Source organism: Saccharothrix syringae (assembly GCF_009498035.1).
In the GTDB taxonomy this organism is placed as follows: Bacteria; Actinomycetota; Actinomycetes; order Mycobacteriales; family Pseudonocardiaceae; genus Actinosynnema; species Actinosynnema syringae.
On record NZ_CP034550.1, the window covers coordinates 4,739,632 to 4,760,878 of the forward strand.

The window sequence follows — 21,247 nt, forward strand, 5'->3', positions numbered from 1 at the left end:
GGTCAGGCCACGAAACCGACCGTGAGCAGCACGTTGGCGTAGAGCCGACCGTCGCCCGTGGCCACGCACACCGCCAGCTCGGGGCTCCGGCACGCGTCGTAGAAGTCCTGGCGGGCGAGTGGCCGCAGCGGCAGGTCGGGGCCGAGCAGCCGCTCGTAGTCCGCCCACACCTCGGGGGTGCCGCCCTCGTCGGGGCGCATGGTGTGCACCGCCTCGACCGGGATGGCCGTCAGCACCGGCTCCAGCACCTCGTCCACGGTCACCAGGCCGGGCCGGAGGTTCAGGTGGACGACCTCGGCGCGGTGGTGGACGTTGGTGCGGTGCGCGTAGTTGGAGTCCGCGAGCAGCACCCGGCTCCCGTGGCCGGCCGAGGCCAGGGCGGCGAGCAGCGGCGGGTGCAGCAGGGGGTAGCGCAGCATGGGACGGCCTTTCGGTGCGACAACGGCGGGCGGGCGCCCGTGTTATCGCTAACAAGTAGCACGCTCACCCTCGACTGGCCCAGAGCTGTTAGCGCTAACGACTGAGCTTGGCCGACAAAGCACGACGCGGTGCGCGGGAATCCTCCCGCACACCGCGTGCACGCTTCGGGGTGGTCCTGCCGGGGTTACCGGAGGCTGGTGCGACGGCCGCCCGAGATGCCCTCGGCAACGCCGATCAGCAGCACGGAGGCGATCACGGCCACGATGAAGCCCAGCACGTTCAGCTCGAAGATGTTGCCGGTGCCGAGCAGGTTCGCGATCGTGCCGCCGATCACCGAGCCGACCAGCCCGAGCAACAGCGTCGCCACGATGCCGAGGTGCTGCTTGCCGGGCTTGATCAGTCGGGCGAGCGCGCCGATGATCAGACCGGCGACGATGAACCCGATCATGTCATCCTCCCGGTTGTCGATGACTGTCGACGTTCGAATACCCGGTCCCGCGGCGGCGCAACCCACCCGCGCGGGACCGATCCAGCCGAACGCCGTGACGCGCGGCACGTGAGGAGCGCCGATGACGGGCGACCGCGAACCGGACTACCGGTTCACCATGGCCAACGAGCGCACGTTCCTGGCCTGGGTGCGCACCGCGCTCGGCCTGCTCGCGGCCGGTGTCGCGGTCCGGCAGGTCGTGCCGCCGTTCGGGGTGCCGGGTGCGACCACGGTGCTCGCCGTGGCGTGCGTCGCGCTGGCGGCGCTGGTCGCGGGCACGAGCTTCCCCCGCTGGCGGCGCGTGCAGGCGGCCATGCGGGCCGGCGGGCCGCTGCCGCCCAACCGGATGGTGGTGGTGCTGACCGCGGCGGTGCTCGTGCTGGCCGTGCTGGTCGCGGTGCTGGTGGTGCTCGGGTGAACCCGGACCCCGGCTTGCAGCCGGAGCGCACCGGGCTCGCCTGGAAGCGCACCGCGCTGACCGCCGCCGCGTGCACCCTGCTGCTGGCCGACGCGGCGGTCCGGCAGGGCTGGGGCGCCCTGCCCGCGGTGCTCACCGGGACCGCGGCGGTGGTCCTGGCCGCGGGAGGGCAGCGGAGGCACCGCGACGGAGCCGAGGCGCCGGTGGACGTGGTCGCCCTGCTCCTGGTGGCGGCGCTGGTGGTCCTGGCGTGCCTGGTGGCACTGTTCTCGCTGGTGTAAGGGGGTGCGCGCCCAGGGGGCCGGGCGCGCACCGCGGGTCGGTCAGCAGCCGGAGCAACAACCGCAACCGGGTCCGGTGCAACCACTGCAACAGCTGCAACCACCGGCGTGCGGCTGGGGCGGGGTCGTGGTCTCTGGGGTCATGTGGGCCTCCCGTTCGGACGGTTCGGGCAATCGCGTCCACGGTGAGCCGTTGCGGCGGAGAGGGTAAGGGCCCTCACCCGTCTGCGGGGTGCTCCTACCGGAATGGCACAGCCGCCCGCCGGCGGGGGATCGACGACCCCGGTCGGGCGGGACCCGGACGGCGGTGCGCGCCTCGCCCCGGGCGCTGGACCGGCCGCAGGCGTGCACGGGCGGCCACCGGAACCGCTCCCGGCGCAGGTCAGGTGGCTGTTCGCCGGTCCCGCGCCGGGAACCGCTCCCGGTGCGGGACCGGCGGCACGCCCGAGCAGCCCACCACCAGCCCACCGCCGACCCCCACCGCCCCCGCATCAACTCACGCCGTCCCGACCGCGGCCCGCCCCGCAGCGGCCGGCACCGGCAGCGGGATCTCGAAGTGCACGGTCTGGTGGCGTTCCACATCACCGTCGCGGGCGTCGTGCACCTCGACCGCGACCGACCGCCAGAACGCCTCGGCGCCCGCCACCCGCGTGTCGGTGTGCAGGTAGATCCGCTCGTACCCCGGCGTCTCGGCGACGAACCGGACCGCGGCGCCGACCAGCGCCCGCGCCAGCCCCCGCCGCCGGTGCGACGGCCGCACGTACACCCGGAACAGCTGCGCGGTCCCCGCACCGGAGTACCGCTCGGCCAGCCAGGCCGGGTGCGGCGGGCTGGCCGGTCCCTGCGCCCGCACGGCCGTGGTGGCCACGACCTCGTCCCCGTCGACCGCGACGAACAGCGCGTGCCGGGGCGGTCGCAGGTAGGCGCCCTCCAGGTCGACCACGTCGGCGTGCCACTGCGGCCGGTAGCCGTGGCCGAACTCGCGGTAGAAGGTGTCCAGCATGACGCTGCGCGCCCCGGGCAGGTCGGCGGCGGTCGCCAACCTGACCTCGTGGGCGTGGTGGTGCTCGTTCACTTCATCCTCTCCTCGGCTCCGTTCAACACCGCCGCCGCCGGACCGTGCGCGACGACGCGTCCCGCGCGGAGCACGACCACCCGGTCGGCGAGCCCGGCCACGACGTCCAGGTCGTGGCTGATCAGCACGAGCGCGCACGGCACGCCCGCGAGCAGGTCGAGCAGGCCGGCGCGGGTCACCGCGTCCAGGCCGGAGGTGACCTCGTCGCACACCAGCACCTCCGGCTCGGCGAGCAGGGCGCGCACGAGCGCGGCCCGCTGGAGCTCGCCGCCGGACAGCCCGCGCGGCGGCCGCACCGCGGTCGCCTCGTCCAGGCCGACCCCGGCCAGCGCGGCGAGCGCCCCGGCCCGCGCCGAGGCGGGTGCCGCGCCGCGCAGCCGCACCGCGGTGCGGGCCACCTGGTCGAGCACGGGCCGGTGCTCGTCGAACGACCCGCGCGCGTCCTGGAACACGTACTGCACGGCGGCCAGGTCGGCGCGCGGGCGGCGGCGCAGGGACCGGGCCAGCGGCCGGTCGTGCAGCAGCACCTCGCCGGCGACCGGCCGGTGCAGGCCGGCCAGGCAGCGGCCCAGGGTGGTCTTGCCGCTGCCGGAGCGGCCGACGACGGCCAGGCGCTCGCCGACCTCCAGGTCCACCCCGTGCAGGGCGGTGGCGTCGCGGTACCGGGCGGTCAGGCCGCGGACCCGCAGGCGCGGCGCCCGTCCGGGCACGGCGGCGGGCACCGGGGGCGCGGTGCCCAGCAGGGCCCGGGTGTAGTCCTCGCGCGGCGCGGTCAGCAGCGCGTCGGCGGGACCGGCCTCGACCACGCGCCCGGCGCGCAGCACCACGATCTCGTCGGCCAGCGCGCGCACCACCTCCACGTCGTGGGTCATCAGCACCAGCGCCGCGCCCCGGGCGACGACGGCGGCCAGCTCGTCGACGACCTCGGCGCGGGTCAGCGCGTCCTGCCCGGTGGTCGGCTCGTCGGCCACCAGCACCGCGGGGTCGCCGACCAGCGCCTGGGCGAGCACGACCCGCTGCTGCTGGCCGCCGGAGAGCTGGTGGGGGTAGCGGTCCAGCAGCCCGGCCGGCACCCGCGCGCGGCGCAGCGCCCTGGCGACCAGCTCGTCGGGGTCACCCCCGTGCCGGGCGGCGACCTCGCGGAACACCCCGCGCAGCCGGCGCACCGGGTTGAGGGCCGACGCGGGCTGCTGCGGTACGAACCCGACGCGCCCGCGCACCTCGACGCGCCCGTCGACCGCCACGCCGGGCGCGTGCTCGCCGAGCAGGGCCAGGCCGGTGGTGGTCTTGCCGCTGCCCGAGGCGCCGACCAGGGCCAGCACCCGGCCCGCGGCCAGGGCGAAGTCGACGCCGTCGAGCAGCAGCCGGTCGCCCGCCCGGGCCCGCAGGCCCGCCACGCGCACGACGGGGCTCACCCGCGCACCCGCCGCAGGGCGCGGTCGAACACCAGGTTCGTCCCGACGGACAGGGCGACGATCAGCAGGGCGGGCACGACCACCGCCCACGGCTGGAGGAACAGCCCGCCGCGGTTGCGGTCCACCATCACGGCCCAGTCGGCGGCGTCCGGCGGCACCCCGACGCCGAGGAAGGCGGCCGACGCCACCAGGTACAGCGCGCCGGTCAGCCGGACGCCGAGGTCGGCGGCGAGCGTGCGCAGCACCGACCGCCCGGTGTAGACCACCGAGGTGCGCCACCACGACTCGCCCTGCATCCGCATGGCCTCCACCGCCGGCCGCCCGGCGACCTCCAGGGCAGCCGCGCGCGAGAGGCGGGCGACGTCGGGGAAGTTGACCAGCGCGACCACGCCGACGAGCACCGCGAGCCCCTGCCCGGCGACGGTCGCCACGAGGATGAGCACCAGCAGCGACGGCACGGCCAGCAGCACGTCCAGCGGCCGCATCAGCACCTCGTCGACCAGCCGCGGCCGGGCCGTGGCCGCGACGACCCCGTAGGGCACGCCGACGGCGTAGGAGGCGGCGGTGGCCAGCAGCGCCACCAGCACGACCGCCTGGCCGCCGGCCAGCACCTGGTACCAGGCGTCGCGGCCGACGAAGTCGGTGCCCAGCGGCCCCACCGGAACGAACGGCGCGCCGCGGGTCTGCTCCGCCGGCACGAACAGCGGTCCCAGCAGCGCCAGCGCCAGCGGCACCGCGACCAGCGGCCCGCCGAGGCCCACCCGCCTCACGCCGCCACCTCCGCGCGCGGCGCCAGCCGGAACGCCACCAGGTCGGCCAGCAGGTTCACCACCACCGTGGTGACCGCGAAGACCACCGCCAGCCCCTGCACGACCGGCAGGTCGCGCGCCGCCACGGCGTCGACCAGGGTGGTGCCCAGGCCGGGGACCACGAACACCGCCTCCACCACGACCACGCCGCCCAGCAGCCAGTCCGCGGTGCGCGCGACCTGCTGGACGGCGGGGGCCAGGGCGTTGGGCAGGGCGTGGGCGAACCGCACGCGCGCCTCGCCGAGCCCGAGGCGCCGGGCGTGCCGGACGTAGTCCGAGGCCAGCGCGTCGACCATGCCCGCGCGCACCAGCCGGCTGATCGAGCAGACCGGGCGGGCCAGCAGCACGACCAGCGGCAGCACCAGCACCTCGGGCCGCGCGAGCAGGTCCGCGCCCACCGCGGTGGGCGGCAGCCACGCCAGGTGCACGCCGAACACCGCGATCAGCACCACGGCCAGGGCGAACTCGGGGATGGCGTGCAGGGCCACGGCGACCGAGGTCAGCGCCCGGTCCAGCGGTCCGCCCTCGCGCAGCGCGGCCAGCACGCCCACCAGCACGGACAGCGGCAGCAGCAGGACCAGGACCAGCACCGCGAGCACGGCGGTCGGGCCGGCGCCGTCGACCAGGAACTCCGCGACCGGCCGCCCCGAGACCACGGACTCGCCGAGGTCCAGCCGCGGCAGCCCGGCCAGCCAGTCGGCGAACCGCTCGGCCGCCGGGCGGTCCAGGCCCATCACCGCGCGGATGCGCTCGATCCGCTCGGGGTCGGGGTTGTCCCCGGCCAGGGCCACCGCCGCGTCTCCGGGCAGCGCCAGCACCAGGAAGAACACCCCGGTGACCACGGCGAGCACCTGGACCAGGCCCAGGGCCGCCCGCCGGGCCGCGTAGGCGCGCAGGCTCACCCCAACCACACCTTGTCGAACCGGGCCCAGTCCAGGGTGTTGGCGGGCGCGGTGGAGATGCCGCCGACGTTCGGGGCGGTGCCCACGAGCCAGTCGGCGAAGCCCCACATCAGGTAGCCGCCCTCGGCGTGCAGCACCCGCTGCATCTCGCGGTAGACCCCGGCGCGGGCGCCCTGGTCGGCGGTGGACACGGCCTTCTCGTAGAGCGCGTCGAACTCCGGTCGCGCCCACCTGGTCACGTTGGTGCCCGACCCGCTGAGCAGGCGCTGGGCGAGGTGGGTCTCGATCGGCATGGCCCCGGACCGGAAACTGGACAGCGAGCCGGACTTCAGCGTGTCGGCCCAGTAGCTGTCCTTGTTGCCCACGGCGACCTCGACGGTCAGCCCGGAGCCCTTGGCCTGGTCGGCGAACACGGTGGCGGCCTCGACCATGCCGGCCGCGGCGGTGGAGGTGTCGAGCCGGACGGTCAGGCCCTCGGCGCCGGCCTTGCGGATGAGGAACCTCGCCCGGTCCAGGTCGCGCTCGCGCTGCGGGAGGTCGTCGGCGTAGTACTGGTAGCCCTTGCCGAACAGGTCGTTGCCGACCTGGCCGCTGCCCGCCAGCACCGACTCCACCAGCTGGGGGCGGTCGGCGAGCAGGAACACCGCCTCGCGCAGGTCCCGGTTGTCGAACGGGGGCCGGTCGACCTTCATGGCGAACGCCTGCACCGCGCTGTTGGGCGAGCGGTGGACGGTCATCCGGTCGCTGCCGGCGTGGCTGCGGGCCGTGGTGGGCGTCAGGTCGTGCGCGTACTCCACCTGGCCGCCCAGCAGCGCGTTGGCGCGCGCCGACTCCTCGTTGGCGATGACGAACTCCAGCTCGTCCAGCAGCGGCGCGCCCTCCCAGTGGTCGGGGTTGCGCTTGAGCAGCACGGACCGGCCCGGCTCGAAGGACACGAACGAGAACGGGCCGGAGCCCACGGGCCGGGTGAAGTCCTCGGTGCCCTCGGGCACGACGTACGCGCCGAACGCGGCCAGGGCGTTGGGGAACTCCACGAACGGCCGCTTGAGCGCGAACTCCACCGTCCGGTCGTCCACCGCGCGGCTGTTCGGCAGGTCGACCAGCGCGAGGCTCGACCTGGCGCGGAACGCCCGGTTCGGGTCGAGGATGCGCGCGTAGCTGGCCAGCACGTCCTGGGCCCGCACCGGTCTGCCGTCGTGGAACGCGGCCTCCCGCAGGGTGATGCGCCAGCGGGTCAGGTCGGCCGACGGCTCCCACCGCTGCGCCAGGCGCGGCTGCGGCGAGACGTCCCCGCCCAGGTCGGCGAGCTTGTCGAACACCGCCTTGGACCGCGCGGCCTCCACGAACAGGTTGGCCAGGTGCGGGTCCAGGACCTCCTTGGCCCCGCCGCCCGCGAACGCGGCGCGCAGCCTGCCGCCGGTGCGCGGGGCGGTGGTCGAGGCGGGTGCGCCGGCGCACCCGGCGAGGGCGGCGGCGGTCAGGCCGGCGGTGAGGCCGAGGAAACCGCGGCGGTTGACGGTCACGGGCATTCCTTTCACTGGTGGGTGCGCAGGCGGGCCACGAGGTGCAGGCGGTCGCCGGACAGCGCCTCGCCCAGCGGCGCGTCGGCCGACCACGGCGGCTCGGTGCGCGGACCGGGCGCGTCGAACAGGGCCACCACGTCGAACCCGGCGAGGTCGAGCAGCAGGCGCAGCTCCTGGGGGAACAGCAGCCGCCACGCCGACCGCTGCACGAGCGGTTCGCCGCGGCCGGGCCACTCCCAGGTCCGGCGGCGGCGCAGCAGCTGGGCGGCGTGGTCGATCCACAGCTCGGTGTGCGAGGTGTAGGTGGTGCCGCGCCAGGTCACCGCGCGGGTGCGCACCCCGTCGAGCAGTTCGGTGCTGCCCAGGAAGAACGCGCCGTTGCGCATCTCGGCTACGAGCAGGCCGCCGGGCCGCAGGTGCGCGCGGCACCGGCCCAGGAAGGCGGCCAGGTCGGCGTTGGTGTGGCAGTACAGCATCGCGCTGTCCAGGCAGGTGACCACGTCGAACCGGCGGTCCAGGGCGAAGGCGCGCATGTCGCCGACCGAGACCGCCACCTCCGGGTGGTGCTCGCGCACGTGCGCCACCATGCGCTCCGAGCTGTCCACACCGGACGCCCGGTAGCCGTTGCGGGCCAGCCACGCGGCGTCGCGCCCGGTGCCGCAGCCGACGTCGAGCAGGTCCCGCCCGCCGCCGAAGCGCGTCACCACGTCGTGCACGAACCTCGCGGCCACGTGGTCGGGGTCGGGGAACTGGTGCTCGTACAGCTCGGGGTTGTCGGTGAGCAGGTTCACGCGGTGACCTCCAGGACGCGGCGGCGGTGCAGCCGGAGCACGCCGCCGGCGCAGGCGAACCCGACCGCCGCGCACAGCAGCGCGGCCGGCCGGTCCCCGGAGCCCAGGACCCACCCGACGGCGGCGTTGCCGAGCGCGGCGGCGATGCCGGAGCCCAGGTAGAACACGCCGAAGTAGGTGCCGGCCAGGGCGTCCGGGCCGAACGAGGGGACCAGGTCGTTGACGAACGGCTGGGCGATCACCACGCCCAGCGCCAGGCCCACCGCCGCCACCAGCACGGGCACCAGGCCCGACCACAGCGCGGGCGCGACGAACCCCGCGCCCGCGACGGCCAGGCCCGCCGCGATGACCGGGCCGCGCGGCCGGCGTGCCAGCCGGCGCGCGACCGGCACCTGAGCCAGCAGGGTGACGGCGGTGGACATCAGGAACAGGGCGGCGACCACGCCAGCCCACCCGGTGGCCCGCTGCGCCTGGACCGGCAGCAGCAGGTAGAGCTGGTTCTGGAGCACGAACAACCCGCTCAGCACGCCGGTGAACGCCAGGAACCGGCGGTCGGACAGGCACTCCCGCCAGTCGCCCAGCACCGAACCGCCGCGGCGCTCCGCCGGTCGGGCGGGCAGCACCGCGGCCTGGACCGCGGTCAGCGCCGCGAAGATCCCCGCCGCCACCACGGCCGAGACCCGGAAGTCCCACAGCAGCAGCACGCCGCCGAGCACCGGCCCGACCAGCGCGCCGGCCTGCCCGTAGGCGTTGAACAGGGCGAACGCCGCGGTGCGCGCGGCACCGGCCTCCAGCGCCACGTACGCCCGCACCGCCGGGTTGAACAGCGCGCCGGCCAGCCCGCTCAAGGCGGACGCGGCCAGCACCACGGCGAGCGAGTCGCCCACCGCGAACAGGCCGAACCCGACCGCGCGCAGGCCGCAGCCGGCCAGGATCGCGGTCCGCGGCCCGAGCCGGTCCGCCATCGTGCCGCCCAGCGGGAACAGGCCCTGCTGGCTCAGCGTCCGCACGCCGAGCACCACGCCGACCACCGCGGCCGACATGCCCAGCCCGCCCAGGTGCGCGGCCAGGTAGGGCACGAGCAGGTAGAAGCCGGTGTTCACGGCGAACTGGTTGACCAGCAGCAGCCGCACCGGCGGCGGGAACCGGGTCACCGCCGCACCACGCCCAGCCCCGGCGCGCCCGACAGCCGCAGCACGCCGTCCTCACCGCCGATGCCCGACCACGGGTCCGCGGCCAGCAGCAGGTGCCCGTCCAGGTCGACCCACCGGGCGTGGCCGGTGAGGTGCACGGCGGGCGCCAGGCCCAGCGAACTGGCCACCAGGCAGCCCAGCATGACGTCCAGGCCCGCCTCGCGGGCCGCCGCGACGACCTCCAGCGCGGGCCGGATGCCGCCGCACTTGGCCAGCTTGACGTTGACCCCGTCCACCGCGCCCGCGAGGTCGCGCACGTCGGCGACGGTCGCGGCGTCCTCGTCGGCGACCAGCGGCGCCGGGCAGCGCTCGCGCACCCACGCCAGCGCGTCCGGGTCGCCGGGCGCGATCGGCTGCTCCACCGCGTCGAGCACGACACCGGCCGCGGTGATCCGCTCGACCACCCGCACCGCCTCGTCCGGGGTCCAGCCGCCGTTGGGGTCGAGCACCAGCCGGGCGCGCGGCGCGGCGGCCCGGACCGCGGCGACCGCGGCGACGTCGCGGTCCGCGTCGGCGCCGGCCTTGACCTTGAGCACCGAGAAACCGCTCCCGGCCAGGGCGGCCGCCCGCGCACCGGCGTCCTCGGGCGAGGTGATGCCGATGGTGTAGGCGGTGGGGGTGTCGTGCCACTCCGGGACACCGGCCAGGACGTGCACCGGCACGTCCCCGCGCAGCGCGAGCAGGTCGTGCAGCGCCGCGTCGACCGCCGCCCGCACCCCGGCGGGCAGGCCGGCGTCGCCCAGGGCGTCCAGCGCGGTCCGCGGGTCGGGGCCGAGCAGCGGGCGCAGGTCGGCCAGCAGGGACGTGATCCGCTCCACGTCCAGCCGGTAGTAGGTGCTGGTGACCACCTCGCCGTGGCCGCGCAGCCCGTCGTGCCCGATCACGACCCGCACCGCGTCCCGGCGGGCCATCACCGACCTGGAGATGCGCAGCGGCGTGGCCAGGTCGAGGCCGTAGACCTCCCAGTCGAGCCTCACGCGGGCACCGCCGGTCGGGGCGCGGCGACCCGGCGGGACCGCGTCCAGCCCGTCGCCTCGGCGCGGAGCGGGTCGCCGACCTCCACCGGCCGGTCGGCGGGCCGGCCCAGCAGCCCGCGGGCGCGGCAGAAGTCGTCGTCGAAGATCGTGCCGAGGTAGCGGTGCGGGCCGTCGGGGAACACCGCGGCCACCACCGCGCCGGGCTCGACGCGGGCCGCCCACGCGGCCACCAGCGCGACCGCGCCCGTGCTCCACCCGCCGGTGACGAACGCGTCCCGGGCCAGCCTGCGGCAGGCGTCCACCACCTCCACCGGGCCCAGCCAGTGCACCTCGTCGAACTCGGCGTGGGCCACGTTGCGCGGGTGGATGCTGCTGCCCAGCCCCCGCATCACCCGGGGCCGCGCCGGTTGGCCGAAGATGGTCGACCCCACCGAGTCCACGCCCACCAGCCGCACCCGCGGCCAGTGCCGGCGCAGCTCGGCCACGACGCCCGCGCTGTGCCCGCCGGTGCCCACGCTGCACACCAGCACGTCGACGGGGTCCACCTGCTCCACCAGCTCCCGGGCCAGCGCCGCGTACCCCCGGGGGTTGTCCGGGTTGTTGTACTGGTCGGGCCAGTAGGCGTCGGGGAACTCGGCCAGCACCGCCCGGAGCCGGTCCAGGCGCGCCTGCTGCCAGCCGCCCACCGGGTGCGGTTCGTCGACCACCTCCAGCCGGGCGCCGTGGGCGCGCAGCAGGGCGCGCATCGACGGCTCCAGCTCGACGTCCACCACCAGCACCACGGGGTGGCCCAGCGCCTGGCCCGCGAAGGCCAGGCCGAGGCCCAGCGTGCCGCTGGTCGACTCCACGACCACCGCGCCGGGGCGCAGCTCACCGCGCCCGCGGGCGGCCTGGAGCATGGACACGGCCGGGCGGGCCTTCATGCCGCCGGCGCTCAGGCACTCCAGCTTCGCCCAGAACCCGCCGTGCGGGTGGGGGAGCGGGGTGTCGATGCGGGCGACCGGGCTGCGGCCGAGCAGGTCCAGCAAATGCCGGTTCCGGCGGGGGATCAGCACGCGGGGCGCTCCGTGTAGTGGTGGATCGTCGTGGGACCGCCGTCGAGCCAGAAGAACGGGTACGGCTCGGCGGACACGGCCCGCACCCCGGACCCGATGAACCACGGCAGCACCGCGCTGGCCGTCTGCGCGAACAGCACCACGGGCTTGCCGGCGGCGTGGCGCAGCAGGGGTTCGAACGTGCCGTTGCCGAGCGTCATGCCCGAGGCCAGCACGAGGTCGCAGCCGGGCAGGGCGGACAGGGCGTCGGGGACGATCGGCTCGCCCCACTCCGTGCTGCCCGGCCTGAGGTCGCACGGCACGTAGGTCGCGCCGCGCTCGCGCAGGTGGTGCAGCAGCGAGTTCACCACGCCGACCACCAGCACCCGGTCGCCCGGCGCGGGGTCCAGCAGGTCGACCACGGCGGCCGCGCGGGCCATGGACTTCGCCAGCGAGTCGCCGGGGTCGATGGTGACGGTCCTGGCGTTGGAGCGGGCGTGCGGGCGGGCGTGCATGAGGTAGGCGTCGAGCGCGGCGGTGCGCACGGCGGGAGCCGGGTGATCGAGCAGGTCGGCCACGGTGGCGCCGACGCAGTCGTGCACCTCGGCGTCGGCGATGTCGTCCACCGCGCAGGAGCCGACCGCCTCGGCCACCCGCAGGCTGATCACGGTGTTGCGGTAGGACTGGTCGCGGGTGGCGTGCCTGACGCCCTGCCGGGTGGTGAAGGCGACGCTCACGGCGCACTTCGCCGGGTCCGGGCCCAGGGTGCCGCCGCGGACGAGGTCGACGAGGTCGGCGAGGGTCACGCCGCCCCCTCGGCGGGGGCTTCGGTGGTGGTGTCGGTGCCGGTTCCGACGCGGTTCCCGGCGCCGGGTTCCGCGTAGTCCACCGACAGCCCGGCGATCAGCCGCTCCGCCCGCGCCCGCGCGCCCGGACCGGCCGGGTCGGTCACCACGACGTGCCCCAGGTAGCTGTTGTTGCTGGTCGGGTCACCGGCCCGGTGGCCGGGCGGCCGCACCGCCCAGTCGACCACGTCGGGCGCGTCGGCCAGCGCCTCGGCACCGCGGACGCGGGCCACCGCCCCCGACCGGGGCGGCAGCAGGAAGGAGATCGCGGCGCTGCGCACCCCGGTGTCGGCCGGGCGCAGGTCGGGCCGTTCACCCACGGCGAGCTGCGCGTGCACGGCGGGCAGGTCGATCCCGGTGACGCGGCGGACCAGCTCGGTGATCTGGTTGCCCGCCGGGCGGGGGTTGACCTCGACCAGCCGCGGGCCGTCGGGGGTCAGCTTGATCTCGGTGTGCGCGACGCCGTTGTCGAGCCCCAAGGCGTTCAGCGCGGCGACCGCCACTGCTTCGGCGCCGTCGGTGGGCAGGTCGGCGGGGAACATGTGCCCGCTCTCCACGAACCACGGCTCGCCCGCGACGCTCTTGTCGGTGACGCCGACGACGCGGGTCTCCCCGCCGGCCGTGACGGTCTCGACGCTCACCTCGGGACCGGTCAGCAGCTCCTCCAGCAGCACGGTCCGCACCCTGGGCTGGTCGCGGGCGTTGACCGGGAACGCCTCCAGCGCGGCGAACGCCTCGCGCAGCTCCTCCTCGTCGCGGACCTTGCGCACGTGCATCCCGGCGCACAGGTCGACGGGCTTGACCACCAGCGGGTACCCCAGCGCCGCGGCGGCCCCGGCGGTGGCGGGCCAGTCCTCGGCCAGGGCGAAGCGCGGGCCCGGTACGCCCGCGTCGCGCAGGGTGGTGCGGGTGAGGTCCTTGCGGCAGGCGCGCTCGACCGCGCGCGGGTCGGGGCCGGGCAGGCCGAGGTGCGCGGCGATCCGCGCGACGGTGGGCAGGTAGTAGTCGCAGGAGGAGATCACGCCGTCGAAGCGCAGGACGTCGTGCAGCCGGGCGACGTGGGCGAGCAGGGCGGGGACGTCGTTGGTCTCGGCGGTGAGCACGTTGTCGGCGGCGAGCAGGGGGTGGGGGTGCGCGGGGGCCGAGCGCAGGTAGTGGTGCAGGTCGCGGGTGAGGAAGGTGAAGCGGTGCCCTATCTCGTTGATCGCCCGGGGCAGCAGCGAGCTCATGGCACCGACCCAGCTCTCGACCATCAACAGGTGAGCCACGCGTCCTCCTCGGCGGGACCGTTGCAGCGGTGGGGGAGATGACAATCATTGTCGATCAGGCTTGGCGGTGGAGACCTTAGAGGGAAATGATTTTCAGTTCAAGTTGCTTCGGGGGTGGGTAGGGGAGGCCCGCGCCGCCGCGCCCCGCCATACCTCCGCCCCCCGCACCTCGCCCCCGCGCCTCGCCCCTGCCCCCGCGCCTCGCCCCTGCCCCCGCACCGCGCCCCGGACCACCGCGCCCCGGACCACCGCGCCGCCGCGCCCCGCACCGCCGCGCCCCGCACCGCCGCGCCCCGCACCGCCGCGCCCCGCACCGCCGCGCCCCGCACCGCCGCGCCTCGCGCCGCCCGCCTCGCGCCGCCCGCCTCGCGCCGCCCGCCTCGCGCCGCCCGCCTCGCGCCGCCCGCCCCGCGCCGCCTGCCCCGCGCCGCAGCGCCGCCACCCCCGCGCTGCCTCGCGTCCCGCCGCCTCGTTCCGTGCCGCACCGCCCGTGCCGCACCGCCCGCCCCCCGCTGTCGTGATCGGACAGTCGGTAAGGGACCACCCAGCGTGGCCCGGTAGGCACCTCCGGCGGCGAGCCGATCTCGGATGGCTCACGAAATGGTCAACAAACCACGGCTCGCCCGTTCGGCTGACAGAGTCCCCCGCCGTGACCGGTCGGGACCCCCGAGTGGACGATGGGCGTCCACACCCCGCCGGTTGCCGGAAGGAACAACGGTGAACCAGAGCGACGCGTCCGTGGGCGTCATCCCGGCGATCATCGGCCTGGCGGTCGCGATCTTCATGATCGCGGCGCTGTGGAAGGTGTTCACGAAGGCGGGTCGACCGGGCTGGGCCGCGATCATCCCGATCTACAACCTGTACGTGCAGTTGAAGATCGCGGGCCGCCCGGGCTGGTGGCTGGTGCTCTACATCATCCCGGTCGTCAACATCATCATCTCGATCATCGTGTCGCTCGACCTGGCGAAGTCGTTCGGCAAGAGCTCGGCCTTCGGCATCTTCGGCCTGTGGCTGTTCGGCATCATCGGCTACCCGGTGCTCGCGTTCGGCAGCGCCCGCTACCAGGGCCCCGCGGCCGCCTGACCGCACCGCGGCCTCCCGCGCCCCCGACCGCGCGGGAGGCCCGCCGACCCCTGTTCCACAACGCCTCCACCACCCCCACCAGGCACTCCGACCCTCCACACCGGACCGGCCCGCAGGATGCGGTCGGCTTTCCGCCGCTCGTCGGCAGGATGGCGGTCGACGACTCTGCGAGGGGAGGGCGCGCGATGAAGCTCGCGCGTGCGCTGGTGAAAGCCGTCCGGGGAGCCGCGTCGGTGGTCCGCGACCCGCTCTACGTACCCGCCGGGCACTACTACTCGCCCGTGCCCGCCAGGCGTGACGTGGAGCGGGCCGTGCGGGTCGACCGCCGGGTCGGCCGGTTGCCGGGCATCGAGTTGCACGAGGCGCGCCAACGGGAACTGGCCGTGGAGTTGGCGCCGCTGTGGGCCGACGTGCCCACCGGTCACTTCGCCGACTGGCGGTACCGCCCGGACAACCCCATGTTCGGCCTGGCCGACGCGGCCCTGTACTACTCGCTGCTGGCCCGCCTCAGGTCCCGCAACGTGGTCGAGGTCGGCTCCGGCTTCTCCTCCGCCATCGCGCTGGACGCGACCGACCGGTTCGCCCTGGAATGCGCTTTCACATTTGTCGAGCCCTACCCCGAACGCCTGCTGGGCCTGCTGCGCCCGGAGGACCGGGCCCGGTGCGAGGTGGTGCCGACCCCGGTGCAGGACGTGCCGCCGGAGGTGTTCGACCGGCTCGGGCCCGACGATGTGCTGTTCATCGACTCCACCCACGTCAGCAAGGCGGGCAGCGACGTCAACCACCTCTTCTTCGAGGTGCTGCCCCGGTTGGCGGCCGGGGTGGTGGTGCACGTGCACGACGTGTTCTGGCCCTTCGAGTACCCGGTGGACTGGCTCCGCGAGGGGCGCAACTGGACGGAGGACTACCTGCTGCGGGCGTTCCTGTCCTACAACTCCGCGTTCGAGGTCCTGCTGTTCGGCTCCTGGCTGTGGCAGGTCGAGCGGGACCTGGTGCGCGACGTCTGGCCGCGCGCCGCGGGCCAGACCCCCGGGAGCATCTGGTTGCGCAAGACCGCGACCTGAGACGCGCCAGTCCCTCACGGCGCTGCGGCGAGGCCATAGCATCTGCGGCGTGACGTACCCGGACCCCTTCCACGTGCTCCTCGTCGAGGACGACGCCGGCGACGTGCTGCTCGTCCGGGAGGCCCTGGACGAGGAGGACGGCCGGCCGACCCGCGTGCACGTCGCGCGCGACGGCGCCGAGGCCCTGGCCTTCCTGCGCCGCGAGGGCGAGCACGCCGGGGCACCCCGGCCGCGGCTGGTCCTGCTGGACCTCAACCTGCCCGGCGTGGACGGGCGCGAGGTGCTGGCCCGCGTCAAGGCCGACGAGTCGCTGCGCACCATCCCGGTGGTGGTGCTGACCTCGTCGTCGGCCGACCAGGACCTGCTGACCAGCTACGGCCTGCACGCCAACGCCTACGTGACCAAGCCCGTGGAGCCGGAGGACTTCATCGCGGCGGTCCGGCTGGTCGACGGCTTCTACGCCACGGTCGCCAAGCTGCCCCGCTGAGACGCCGGGACGCCGGGACGCTCCCGTCACCCCCAATTCACCCGGCGTTCGACTGGTGGACCCGTTCGCGGGCAAGCCTCGCCCCGTGGTGGGAGAGGCGCGCGAACTGGCCGGGGACCTGCTGGGCGGCCTGGGCGACCGCTGGCGGCACACCGTCGCGGTGGCGGCGCGGGCCCGCGAGCTGGCCGTGACGGTGCCCGCCGAGGACCGCGACCTGCTGGTGGCCGCCGCGTGGCTGCACGACATCGGCTACGCCGAGCCGGTCGCGGACACCGGGTTCCACCCCCTCGACGGCGCCCGCCACCTCGACCGGCTCGGGTGGCCCCGGCGGATCAGCGCGCTGGTCGCCCACCACTCCGGCGCCGGGCTGGTGGCCGAGGCCGTCGGCCTGGGGGACGAGCTGGGCGCCTACCCCCGGGAGGACGGGCCGGTCGCCGACGCCCTCACCTACGCCGACCAGACGGTGGACCACCGGGGCCGCCGGGTCACCGTGCCGGAGCGGCTGGCCGACGTGCTGCGCAGGCACGGGCCCGACTCGGCCAACGCCCGCGTGCACCACCTGCGCGGGCCGCGCCTGCTGGCCGTCGCCGAGCGCGTGGAGCGCCGGTTGGGGTGACGGCCGGCCGTCCACACAGGAGCCCCCGATCCTGCCGGCGCGCGGGCCGGCGCGCCCGGCGGCGGTCCCCGACACGCGTGGCGGGTTCACCTGACGGATGGTCCTGCCCGCTTGGACTACCTGGCGCGGGTGACCTGTGGTTCCCTCAGGTGGTGGCAGCGGAGTACAGCGATCCGACCGGCGCCACGCGCTGGCTGCTGCGGCAGGCCACCCGGCTGCTCGCCCCCGTGCTGGACCGGGCACCGGTCGGCTTCGCCGTGCTCGACGCCGGCCTCCGCTACCTCTACGTCAACCGGGCCCTGGCCGACCTGCACGGGCTGCCGGTGGCCGGGCACCTGGGCCGCACCGCCGCGCAGGTGGCCGGGCAGGCGGACCCGGTCGTGCCCGGCCTGCCGGAGGTGGTCGCCACCGGCGCGGTGCACCGGGACGTCGAGCTGGACCTCGTGGTGAGCGGCAGGCCGCGGCACTTCCTGGTCAACCGGTTCCCGCTGCTGGACGAGCGCGGCGCGGTGCTCGCGGTGTCCGTGGTGGTGCAGGACCTGACCGAGGCGCACCGGCTGGCCGCGCTGGAGCACGAGCGGGCCGCGCGCCGGCTGCGCTCCGAGTGGACCGGCCGCCTGGAGCAGGCCCAGCAGCTCGGCGGGGTGGGGTCGTGGGACGTCGACCTGCGCACCGGCGAGGTCTCCTGGTCGGCCAACATGTGCCGGATCGCCGGGTTGCCGGGGTCGCCGCGGACCGTGGACGACGTGCTCGCGCTGATGCACCCCGAGGACCTGGACCGCGCCCGCGCCTACTACGACGACCTGGTGGCGGGCGCGCCCGCGGCCGGCGCCGAGTTCCGGCTGGTGCGGCCCGACGGCGGCCAGCTGGTGGTGTCCTCCACCGCCGAGGTGGTGACCGACGCCTCCGGCGTGGTCGCCGGCCTGCGCGGGGTGTGCGTGGACCGCACCGCCCAGCGGCAGGTCGAGCAGGAGGCCAGGGAGGCGCGGGTCCGGGCGGAGCTGGCCGGCGCGGAACTGCTCGCCGAGCAGCAGGTGGTGCTGCGGCTGCAACGCGCGCTCCTGCCGCCGCGCATCCCCCGGGTCGGCGGGGTCGAGCTGGCCGTGGCCTACCAGCCCTCCGACCGGGCCGCCGGGGTCGGCGGCGACTTCTACGACGCGTTCCTGCTGCCCGACGGCCGGCTGGGCATCGCCGTGGGAGACGTGGTCGGCCACGACGTGGAGGCGGCGGTGACCATGGGCCGGGTCCGCAACGCCATCCGCGCCTACGCGGTGGAGGCCCCCGGGCCGGGCCGGCTGCTCGGCGCGCTCAACCGGCTCGTCCACCGCGACCCGGACCTGGCGCTGACCACAGCGTTCTACGGGGTCTACACGCCGGGCACGGGCGAGCTGGCCCACGCCAACGCGGGCCACCCGCACCCGTTGCTGCGGCGCGAGGGGGTGGTGTCGGAGCTGGCGCACCGCCACGGGCTGATGCTCGGGGTCGAGCCGACCGCCCGGTACGCCACCCGCCGCGTCACCCTGCGGCCCGACGACGTGCTGCTCTGCTTCACCGACGGCCTGGTCGAGCACCGCGACCTCGACCTCGACCGGGGCGTGGAAGCCCTGCGCGACGCCCTGGCCGCCCCCGGGCCCCGCGACCTGGACCACCTGGTGCGCCGGCTGATCGCGGAGGTGGCGCCGCACGAGGGCCGCGACGACATCTGCGTGCTCGCCCTGCGCCGGGGGCCGGCCGGGTCAGCCGGCTGAGGCCGGCCGGCCCGGCGTCGTGCGCACCCGGAACGCGTCGTTGCCCGCCACGCCGCGCAGGCCCGACATGGTCAGCACCCGGGCGGGCGCCGAACCCTCCTCGACCACGACGATCAGGTCCCGCTCGACCAGCGCGGCCTGCGCGGAGGCCGCCAGCAGCAGTGCGATGCCCGAGCTGCTCACGTAGCCCACGCCGGTCAGGTCGACCTCCACCGGGCGCCGGTCGGCGGCGTCGATGCGGGCCAGCAGCTGGTCGCGCAGGCGGTTGGTCGTGGCCAGGTCCAGGTCGCCGGTCAGGTGGAGCACCTGGGCGCCGTCGGGACCGCCGGGCACACCGGGACCAGCCGACCCGCCGGGCGCACCGGAGCCGCCTGGTCCGTCGGTCCCACCGGTCGGAGTGGTCGCCTCCGGACCGGTCGTCACCGGCGCGGCCGTGCCCGGCTTCACCGTCCCCGGCTTCACCGTCCCCGGCTCCGCCGCCCCCTGCTCCAGCGCCATGTCGAACTCGACGGTCGTGCCGTCCTCGCCGCGGTGGAACCCGACCCGCTGCGCCACCGTGCGGATGATCTGGATGCCGCGTCCGCGGTGCCCCTTGTCGGCGGGCTCCGGCCGCCAGCGCCCGTGGTCGCGGACCAGGGCGTGCACGCCGGTCGCGGTGGTGGCCACCTCGTAGTCGAAGTCCCCCGCGCCGTCGGGGTAGGCGTGGTCGATGGCGTTCGCGGCGGCCTCGCCGAGGGCCAGTTGCAGGTCGTCGACCAGGTCGGCGGGCAGGCCCGCCAGCGCGGCCCAGCCGCGGACCCGGGCCCGCATGCCGCTGAGCGCGTCGGGCACCGCCGGCACCCGCTCGCGCAGCGGCTCGGGCAGGTAGCGGGCGACCACGATGGCCACGTCGTCCTCCCGTTCGGCGGCGGACAGCTCGCCGGTGATCGCGGTGACCAGCGCGTCGGGTGCCAGGCCGTGCAGGTCGCGGGCGGTGTCGGCGAGGCGCTCCAGCCCGGCGTCGATCGACGCGCCGCGCCGCTCGACCAGGCCGTCGGTGTAGAGCACCACGGACGTGCCCGGCGCCAGCCGCCGGTCGTGGGTGCGGTACGGGCGCCTGCCCGCCACGCCGAGCACCGGGCCGTTCTCGCCGGTCAGGAAGTGGGTGCCGGTGGCGGCCACGACCAGCGGCGGCGGGTGGCCGGCGGCGGCCCAGGCCAGCACGCCGGTGGCCCAGTCCAGGGTCAGGCAGGCGCACGAGCTGCCCGCCGCGCCGCCGACCCGCGCGGCGAACGCGTCCAGCCGCTCCAGCGCGGCGGCGGGGGAGTGGCCGTCGAGCAGGAAGCCCTCCAGCGCGGTGCGCAGCTGGCCCATGACCGCGGCGGCCTCCGGTCCCTTGCCGACCACGTCGCCGACGGCCAGCGCCACCCGGGTGCCGCCCAGGGCGATCACCTCGTACCAGTCGCCGCCGATGCGGGTGTGGTGGGCGGCGGGCAGGTAGCGGGCCGCGGTCGCCAGGCGGTCCAGCGCGGGCAGCTCGCGGGGCAGCAGGCTGCGCTGGAGCGCTTCGGCGATCTCGTGCTCGCGCTGCCGCAGCAGCTCCCGCTCCGCCTCGGCCCGCTGCCGCTCGGTGACGTCGCGGCCCACCGCCTGCACGCCGGTCGGCGTGACCTGGATGCTCAGCTCCAGCGCGAGCACCTGCTCGGCGGCGCGGCGCAGGTTCCACACCTCGGTCACGACCTCCGGGGCCGCGCCGCCGAGCAGGTCGGCCAGCCGGGCCACGTCCTCGGCCGCGGCGAAGTCGGCGATGCGGCGTCCCAGCAGGTCGTCGCGGTCGAAGCCCAGCACCGCGCACGCGGCCGGGTTCACCTCGACGAAGCGCAGGTCGCCGTCGAGCACCCAGATGACGTCGGTGGCGCGCTGCACCAGCAGCCGGTGCCGCTGCTCGCTGTCGCGCCGCGCCAGGTCGGCGTGGACCCGCTGGACGGACTCCCAGCAGCGGTTGACCACCACCGACACCAGCTCGACCTCCTCGGCCGACCAGCGCCGGGGCGTGGCCTGGTGCACCGCGAGGCCCGCCACGAACCGCCCGTCGCGCAGCACCGGCACGCTCACCACCGCGCGGATGCCGGTGGCCTCGTAGGCGTCCCGGTCGTCGGCGCCCAGCCGCTGGTCGGACCGGCTGTCGGCGACCACCCACGGCTCGCCCGCGCGCATCGCCCGCAGCGCCGCCGCGCCGAACCGCGACATGGCGAACCGGCCGCGCAGCGGGGGCAGCCCGGTGGCGTGGCCGCCGCTCATCACGAAGTGGTCCTCGTCGTCCTCGACCCGGGCGTAGGCGCAGCGGTCGGCGTGCAGGTGCTCGCCCAGCAGGCGGGTGGCGACGGCCATGACCTCCTCGGCGTCGTCCAGGCGCTGCAGGTCCTGCTCCAGCAGGGTGAGGAGCCGGCGTCTCTCCTCGCCGCCGCGCTCGGGCGAGACGTCCACGGCGGCACCCGCGAGCCGCCCGCCGGGCGCGGGGTGCACGCGGTCGCGCAGCCACACCAGCCGCCCGTCGGCGGCGACCACCCGGTAGACCACCTCCTGCTCGGTGGTGGCGGTCCACCGCTGCGACCACAGCGCCAGGTCCTGCGGGTGCACCAGGGAGGCGGGGAAGCCGGGCTCGCCCGACCAGCGCGCCGCGGGGTGGCCCAGCAGCGCCTCGGCGGCGGGCGAGACGTAGGTGTAGCGGCGGCTCCGGGCGTCGGCCTCCCACAGCAGCAGGCCGAGCCGGTCCACCAGTTCGCCCGGGTCCGCCGTACCACCGTCGGATGTGGTGCCCATGCGCCGACT

At 76.1% G+C, this 21,247-nt stretch carries 21 protein-coding genes; 7 read left to right on the forward strand and 14 right to left on the reverse strand.

Annotation, left to right across the window (positions count from 1 at the left end):
• Positions 1-2: 2 nt before the first annotated feature.
• Together EKG83_RS20560 and EKG83_RS20565 are read right to left on the reverse strand one after the other, a co-directional pair.
• Positions 3-419, reverse strand: coding sequence for an RbsD/FucU domain-containing protein (locus EKG83_RS20560; RefSeq protein ID WP_033431722.1), 417 nt, complete (start codon positions 417-419; stop codon positions 3-5).
• A 185-nt stretch (positions 420-604) separates the two neighbouring features.
• A complete protein-coding gene (locus EKG83_RS20565; RefSeq protein WP_228122729.1) occupies positions 605-976 on the reverse strand; it encodes a GlsB/YeaQ/YmgE family stress response membrane protein in 372 nt (123 codons plus the stop codon).
• A gap of 13 nt (positions 977-989) precedes the next feature.
• Between EKG83_RS20565 and EKG83_RS20570 the strand changes: the two genes are divergently transcribed.
• Positions 990-1,325 (forward strand): YidH family protein, encoded by a 336-nt coding sequence (locus tag EKG83_RS20570; protein WP_033431724.1) that lies wholly within the window; start codon positions 990-992, stop codon positions 1,323-1,325.
• The gene (locus EKG83_RS20575; protein WP_033431725.1) at positions 1,322-1,606 is read left to right on the forward strand and encodes a DUF202 domain-containing protein; all 285 of its coding nucleotides are present in this window, start codon (positions 1,322-1,324) and stop codon (positions 1,604-1,606) included. Before EKG83_RS20570 ends, EKG83_RS20575 begins: the two co-directional genes overlap by 4 nt.
• A 496-nt stretch (positions 1,607-2,102) precedes the next feature.
• Here the strand turns inward: EKG83_RS20575 and EKG83_RS20580 are convergent, their stop codons facing one another.
• Genes EKG83_RS20580 through EKG83_RS20630 form a run of 11 tightly spaced genes read right to left on the reverse strand, consistent with a single transcriptional unit; the run spans position 2,103 to position 13,438 of the window.
• Positions 2,103-2,681, reverse strand: coding sequence for a GNAT family N-acetyltransferase (locus tag EKG83_RS20580; RefSeq protein ID WP_033431726.1), 579 nt, complete (start codon positions 2,679-2,681; stop codon positions 2,103-2,105).
• Positions 2,678-4,096: an ABC transporter ATP-binding protein gene (locus tag EKG83_RS20585; RefSeq protein WP_170191855.1), complete on the reverse strand. Its 1,419-nt coding sequence runs from the start codon at positions 4,094-4,096 to the stop codon at positions 2,678-2,680. Before EKG83_RS20585 ends, EKG83_RS20580 begins: the two co-directional genes overlap by 4 nt.
• Positions 4,093-4,866: an ABC transporter permease gene (locus EKG83_RS20590; protein ID WP_051766043.1), complete on the reverse strand. Its 774-nt coding sequence runs from the start codon at positions 4,864-4,866 to the stop codon at positions 4,093-4,095. The genes EKG83_RS20585 and EKG83_RS20590 overlap by 4 nt, the downstream gene beginning before the upstream one ends.
• Positions 4,863-5,807, reverse strand: coding sequence for an ABC transporter permease (locus EKG83_RS20595; RefSeq protein WP_033431727.1), 945 nt, complete (start codon positions 5,805-5,807; stop codon positions 4,863-4,865). The genes EKG83_RS20590 and EKG83_RS20595 overlap by 4 nt, the downstream gene beginning before the upstream one ends.
• Entirely contained in the window at positions 5,804-7,330 is a 1,527-nt protein-coding gene (locus EKG83_RS20600; protein WP_228122731.1) for an ABC transporter substrate-binding protein, read from the reverse strand. The genes EKG83_RS20595 and EKG83_RS20600 overlap by 4 nt, the downstream gene beginning before the upstream one ends.
• A gap of 11 nt (positions 7,331-7,341) precedes the next feature.
• Complete coding sequence (locus tag EKG83_RS20605; RefSeq protein WP_033431729.1) at positions 7,342-8,121, reverse strand: methyltransferase domain-containing protein; 780 nt, start codon at positions 8,119-8,121, stop codon at positions 7,342-7,344.
• A complete protein-coding gene (locus tag EKG83_RS20610; protein WP_033431730.1) occupies positions 8,118-9,275 on the reverse strand; it encodes an MFS transporter in 1,158 nt (385 codons plus the stop codon). The genes EKG83_RS20605 and EKG83_RS20610 overlap by 4 nt, the downstream gene beginning before the upstream one ends.
• Complete coding sequence (locus tag EKG83_RS20615; RefSeq protein ID WP_033431731.1) at positions 9,272-10,291, reverse strand: enolase C-terminal domain-like protein; 1,020 nt, start codon at positions 10,289-10,291, stop codon at positions 9,272-9,274. Before EKG83_RS20615 ends, EKG83_RS20610 begins: the two co-directional genes overlap by 4 nt.
• Positions 10,288-11,346: a PLP-dependent cysteine synthase family protein gene (locus EKG83_RS20620; protein ID WP_033431732.1), complete on the reverse strand. Its 1,059-nt coding sequence runs from the start codon at positions 11,344-11,346 to the stop codon at positions 10,288-10,290. The genes EKG83_RS20615 and EKG83_RS20620 overlap by 4 nt, the downstream gene beginning before the upstream one ends.
• A complete protein-coding gene (locus tag EKG83_RS20625) occupies positions 11,340-12,131 on the reverse strand; it encodes a Rossmann-like domain-containing protein (protein WP_033431733.1) in 792 nt (263 codons plus the stop codon). Before EKG83_RS20625 ends, EKG83_RS20620 begins: the two co-directional genes overlap by 7 nt.
• Positions 12,128-13,438 (reverse strand): ATP-grasp domain-containing protein, encoded by a 1,311-nt coding sequence (locus EKG83_RS20630; protein WP_194283043.1) that lies wholly within the window; start codon positions 13,436-13,438, stop codon positions 12,128-12,130. The genes EKG83_RS20625 and EKG83_RS20630 overlap by 4 nt, the downstream gene beginning before the upstream one ends.
• Before the next feature lie 717 nt (positions 13,439-14,155).
• Between EKG83_RS20630 and EKG83_RS20635 the strand changes: the two genes are divergently transcribed.
• From EKG83_RS20635 to EKG83_RS20655, 5 genes are all read left to right on the forward strand, one after another.
• Entirely contained in the window at positions 14,156-14,521 is a 366-nt protein-coding gene (locus EKG83_RS20635) for a DUF5684 domain-containing protein (protein ID WP_033431734.1), read from the forward strand.
• Positions 14,522-14,706: 185 nt separating this feature from the next.
• The gene (locus EKG83_RS47960; protein WP_051766045.1) at positions 14,707-15,585 is read left to right on the forward strand and encodes a class I SAM-dependent methyltransferase; all 879 of its coding nucleotides are present in this window, start codon (positions 14,707-14,709) and stop codon (positions 15,583-15,585) included.
• A gap of 49 nt (positions 15,586-15,634) precedes the next feature.
• A complete protein-coding gene (locus tag EKG83_RS47965; RefSeq protein WP_033431735.1) occupies positions 15,635-16,072 on the forward strand; it encodes a response regulator in 438 nt (145 codons plus the stop codon).
• An 85-nt stretch (positions 16,073-16,157) separates the two neighbouring features.
• Positions 16,158-16,688 (forward strand): HD domain-containing protein, encoded by a 531-nt coding sequence (locus EKG83_RS20650; protein ID WP_033431808.1) that lies wholly within the window; start codon positions 16,158-16,160, stop codon positions 16,686-16,688.
• Between the two features lie 152 nt (positions 16,689-16,840).
• Entirely contained in the window at positions 16,841-18,436 is a 1,596-nt protein-coding gene (locus EKG83_RS20655) for a PP2C family protein-serine/threonine phosphatase (protein ID WP_170191856.1), read from the forward strand.
• On the opposite strand, the gene EKG83_RS20660 is transcribed toward EKG83_RS20655, so the two are convergent.
• Positions 18,425-21,238, reverse strand: coding sequence for a SpoIIE family protein phosphatase (locus EKG83_RS20660; RefSeq protein ID WP_051766051.1), 2,814 nt, complete (start codon positions 21,236-21,238; stop codon positions 18,425-18,427). The two genes, EKG83_RS20655 and EKG83_RS20660, sit on opposite strands and share 12 nt — an antisense overlap.
• Positions 21,239-21,247 lie beyond the last annotated feature (9 nt).